The organism is Frankia tisae, from assembly GCF_025403405.1.
Lineage (GTDB): Bacteria > Actinomycetota > Actinomycetes > Frankiales > Frankiaceae > Frankia > Frankia tisai.
This window is the reverse complement of the sequence record NZ_JANEZT010000457.1, coordinates 1-4,554: the sequence shown is the minus strand read 5'-3', so window position 1 is coordinate 4,554 and position 4,554 is coordinate 1. Positions and strand designations below refer to the sequence as shown.

General features: G+C 69.6%; 4 protein-coding genes and 1 tRNA gene. 1 reads left to right on the top strand and 4 read right to left on the bottom strand.

Features of this window, described 5'->3' with window-relative positions:
- Positions 1 to 328: 328 nt before the first annotated feature.
- Positions 329 to 401 (top strand) — tRNA-Ala (locus NBZ85_RS27965).
- A gap of 651 nt (positions 402 to 1,052) precedes the next feature.
- On the opposite strand, the gene NBZ85_RS27960 is transcribed toward NBZ85_RS27965, so the two are convergent.
- The 4 genes from NBZ85_RS27960 to NBZ85_RS27945 form a co-directional block, all read right to left on the bottom strand.
- Positions 1,053 to 2,207, bottom strand: a complete 1,155-nt coding sequence (locus NBZ85_RS27960; RefSeq protein ID WP_261562978.1) for a tyrosine-type recombinase/integrase — start codon at positions 2,205 to 2,207, stop codon at positions 1,053 to 1,055.
- Positions 2,208 to 2,387: 180 nt separating this feature from the next.
- A complete protein-coding gene (locus NBZ85_RS27955) occupies positions 2,388 to 2,687 on the bottom strand; it encodes a hypothetical protein (RefSeq protein WP_261562976.1) in 300 nt (99 codons plus the stop codon).
- Positions 2,688 to 2,829: 142 nt separating this feature from the next.
- The gene (locus NBZ85_RS27950) at positions 2,830 to 3,015 is read right to left on the bottom strand and encodes a helix-turn-helix domain-containing protein (RefSeq protein WP_261562974.1); all 186 of its coding nucleotides are present in this window, start codon (positions 3,013 to 3,015) and stop codon (positions 2,830 to 2,832) included.
- A gap of 33 nt (positions 3,016 to 3,048) precedes the next feature.
- The coding region (locus NBZ85_RS27945; protein ID WP_261562973.1) for a replication initiator at positions 3,049 to 4,554 on the bottom strand (1,506 nt) is incomplete at its 5' end.

Here is a 4,554-nt window from a genome sequence, read left to right as displayed (position 1 = left end):
GCCCCCGCCCCCGCCCCGTGGTGGTCAGCGAGGAGTTATCCACAGGGTCCGCTCAGTGACCTCCGGTGGTCAGCGTGGAAGTTATCCACAGGATCCATGCCGAGACCCCTTGGAGGGCAGCGTCGGAGTTATCCACAGGAGCGGGAGCTGGGTCACCCTGCTCCCGGGCAGGCACCGAATCGGTCAGACGGTGCCCTGGTAGGCGGGGCGCTGACGCGCCGACCCCACTGTGGTGAAGGTCCGAGATGGTCCCGATGCCGTAGGCTAGGGGGCGCTTCACCGAGCGGCGCCCGTCTCCGGGCGGCGCGGCCCGGCCGAGGCAGGTCCAGGGGGCGTAGCTCAATTGGCAGAGCACTGCCTTTGCAAGGCAGGGGTTCGGGGTTCAAATCCCCGCGTCTCCACGCGCTGATTCCTCGTGGTCGCTGCCCTTCGGGCAGCTTCCCACCAGCCGTTATGTCTGCCCGGGGGGACGACCCCCCGGACCCCCCGATGTGGCGTGGCGGCATCCTAAGATCGTTATGTAGCCGAGTGTGTAGCCAATCCCGACTTATGATCGACTGTTGTCCCCGGCCTCTCGGCGAGGGGACCGGCGAGTCGACTTGGTGGGTCGGCCACGATCGCTTCCTGACCTTTCAGGTCGAGGAATAGATGAAGCGTCCACCGTGCGTCGAGATGATCCTCCGGCTTCGGTACGGAAGAAGATCGTGAGCACACCGCACGTGGTTGCCCAGGTGGCACCGATCGACATAGCCACACTCGGATTGCCGAGTAGCGTCACGATAACGATCGCGACCAGGCACGTCAGATGTCCAAGAAGCACAAGCACCAGAGGCAAGACCTGGCTGCGTGAGGTGTGCCGGGGCACGATACTCCGATCCCGCACTCCCCGGCGCATGCGGAACCAGACCGGCGCCTGTCACCATCTGCCTACTGGGGGTTCCCTAGGTCCCAGGCCCAAGGCGCTTGGCGCACCAAGCGTCCCTACCTAGCCTGCCTCCGGGATGGCGCGGCATCAGTAGACCGTCCGGATTTTACCGATGTTGACTTTCCCCCTACGCGCCAGGGCGTCTTAGGAAACCATCTATCGCGTCGGCTGCGGCGTGGAGGCGTTCGGGGAGGGCGTGGCCGTAGCGTTCCATGGTCATCTGGGATGTGGTGTGGCCGAGGACCTCCATCACGGTGCGGGGTTCTACGCCGGCCGCCAGGAGGAACGTCGCGCAGGCGTGACGAAGGTCGTGCAGACGCAGCCACGGGAGGTCCGCCCGACCCCGGAGCTGCTCAATCCGACGAGCCGCGTTCCTCGGCTCCATGAGCGTGCCGAGCGTGGACGGGAACACGAGATCGTTGTCACGCCAGTTCTCGCCCGCGGCTTCCCGTTCCGCGTCCTGGCGTTCCTGGTGACTCTTCAGCGCGTCGTGCGCCGCGGTGGGGATGGGCAGGGGGCGCCGTGGGTTCCGGGTCTTCGGTTGGACGAGCCGGAGTTCACCGCTCTCCCGCTGGACCGACCGCTGAACCCGCAGGGTCCGGGCGTCGAGGTCGACGTCGGACCAGCGCAGCCCAAGCAGTTCCCCGCGGCGGAGACCCATGGTCAGCGCGACGACGAACAGTGCTTCGAGACGCTCGTCCTTGACGACGTCCAGAAACCGGCGGGCATCCGCCGGGGTGAGCGTCTGGCGTTCCTCGTCCGAGGCGAGACTTGGGGGCCTGACGGCCTGGGCGACGTTGCGGGGGACGAGTTCGAGGCGGACAGCATCGGCGAGCGCCGCGCGCAGAACCGCGTGAATCTTTGCCAGGCTCGCCGGCTTCATACGATCCCGCCGGGATGCGTGCAGCCGGCGGACGTCGGCCGGCTTGAGCTTGTCGAGGCGGATCTTGCCGAGCACCGGGACGATGTGGCCGTCCGAGGCATAGCGGTAGCGGGTGAGGGTCGACGGCCGGGTCCGGTCGTGCGTCTTGACGTCGTCGAGCCAGTAGGTCATCCATTCCGCGACCGTCTGCGTCTTCGCGGCGAGGTCCTGGCCCCCGTCCGCGGCCTTACGAAGGTCACGCATCTTGTCGCGCGCCTCTCGTTCGGTACGCCCGTAGACGACTCGCCGACGTCGCTTGCCGTCGATCCAGCCGAGGTCGATCACGCCGACCCATCGGCCGTCGCTCTCACGCTGGTAGAGCCCACCGTCACCGTGCGTACGACGACGCCTTTCGGTCACCGGGAATCAGTCCCTTCGGGGAAGGCCCGTGCCTCTGGGAAGGAAGGGATCTGCCGGGGCGCCGGCCGTGTCCAAGGTGCTGCGTGACTGGCTTTCGGTCGGCCCTGGACCCGTCCGACACCCCGGCAGGTGGAAGCGTCACCAGAGGAACGGGAAAGAAGTGGGAGGGGGGAGGCGTCGCTACCGGTCGGAGGCGTGGACCGCCGCCGGACCCGCCGCGGGATTCCCGCCGGTCGGGGTGGTTGACGGACGCTCGGGAACTGGTCGGAAGATCAGGGTGGCGTCGACGTCGCCGTAGTGTTCGGTGAAGAAGGCGTTCGGCGGCAGGGTGGCGAGCAGGGCGACCAGGTCGCCGATGTCCGCGCCGGGGCGGATGGTGAGTTCGTGGTCGCCGTTGTCGTCGACCCGGGCGAGGAGCATCGGGTGGTCGTCGCCGGGGGTGCGCCACGCGCCGTGCGCGTCGGACGAGAAGATGGGCATTGGGTCTCAGCTCCTGCACTGTCAGGATTGGGATCAAGGTCCCGGCCGGGTGTTGGTAGCACCCGCCGGGACCGTCTTGATTGCCGAGAAGCCGCGCCCGCCGCCGGTGGTCCGCGGGTCTGGGTGTGGGGGCGTTTGCCGGTCATGCGGCGTGTCCTTCGCCGCGCAGCCGGGCGACGAAGGCGTGCAGTGCGGCGGAGGGGATGCGCCGCGACCGGCCGATGCGCACGGATTCGATGTCGCCGGAGTTCATCAGCTCGTAGATGGTGCTGCGGCTGACGCCGAGGAGTTCCGCGGCTTCGGTGGGGGTGAGCAGGAGCTTGGTCACGGGTCCTCTCCGTGGATGTCCAGGGGGTGGGGTTCAGGCGGCGTCGGGCAGCGGTGGGCCGGTTGCCGGAAGAAGGCCCCCGCCGGCCGCGGCACGGGCGGCGTCGAGTTGGGCCCTCCAGGCGTGGCGCTGGACGACGGCGTGCAACAGGAGGTGTTCGCGGCGGGGCGCGGCCGGGTCGCCGGGGCGCAGGAGCTGCCAGACCATCCGGGCCGGGTCAGACTCGCCGTCGGGTGCGGCCGGGCCGGTCCCGGTGGCGCCGAGGGTTTCGAGTTGCTGGCGGATGAACGCGACCCGGTCGTGCCGGTGGTCGGTGAGGGTCTTGCCGGACCATTTCCGGCTGACCAGGACGCGCCGGCCGCCGAAGCCGAGGGTCTCCCGCCGGTGGACCTTGCCCTTGCACCGTCCCGGGACTAGCCCGGGTCGGGCGTTGCGGGGTTGGATGCCGTAGCGCAGCCAGTTCGCGCAGGTCGGGGAGCACGGTTCGTGGCGTAGGGCGTCGGCGAGCCGGTCGACGTGGCGGCGTTGCGGGTCGCTGGCGATCTGGTGGCAGGCGTCGAGGCTTTTGGTCAGGTACTTGGTCAGGTAGCCGATCATCCGGCCGGTGGTGGCCGTGTTCGCGGTGACCCCGTCGGCGCGGAGTTGGGGGCCGAAGCGGACGACGTGGGCGGGTTCGTCGTCCTCGCCGATGCCGTCGAGTGCGTCATCCCAGGACAGCAGCGGCGTCCCGGTGTCGGGGTCGACGTAGCCGCCGGCATCCTCGTTCCAGACGGGTAGCCGGTGGTCGTCGTAGACCGGCCGGTCGGCCGACGGCCACCACACCTGGTGATAGGTCGCCGCCGCGACCAGGCGCAGCATCGCCCGGGGCACGGTGCCGCGGATCGCCGCGTGCAGATGCGGAGCGAGGCGCTTCTGTGGTTCCAACGCGGCGAAGTACTGGACGTTCCAGCCGACGGCGCGGCGCAGGTTCTGCCAGAACCGGTCGATCAGCTTCGGGAAGTGGATCGCGTCCCGCGCGGCTCGCCGGTAGTCGTAGGACGCCGGGTCGACCGGGGTCCCGTCCTTGTGTACGCGGCCGTAGGTGTCGCAGGTCAGGGTGAGGAACATCGACGGCCGCCACACCGTCCCGTCCGCCGCTTCGAAGGTCCGCCCGACGGTGCGCCGGTCGACGGGGAGCCGGGGCAGGTCAGGGGCATCCTGGCGCCGCTTCGTCGAGCGGACACGGCGTGGCCGGTCCCGGTTGTCGGGGGCAGCCTTGCCACGCACACCCAGCGCGGCAAGTTCGTCGTCGACCTGACCGATCAGCTCGTCGATCTCCCCGGCCTGGCCGGTGTCGCCGACCGCCAGGACGTCAGCGCGGGCCGCTTCGAGGTCCGCGCGCAGGGTTGCCAGGGCTTTGGCGTCGTCGGTGGGCGGGTCGGGGTCGGGGAGGGGTTCGTCGTCGAGGTGCCAGCCGGTCTTGCACTGGGCCATCCGCAGCCGACGGGCACGCTCCGCACACGGAGGGCATTTCGATGCCAGGGTGGCGCCGCAGGGCAC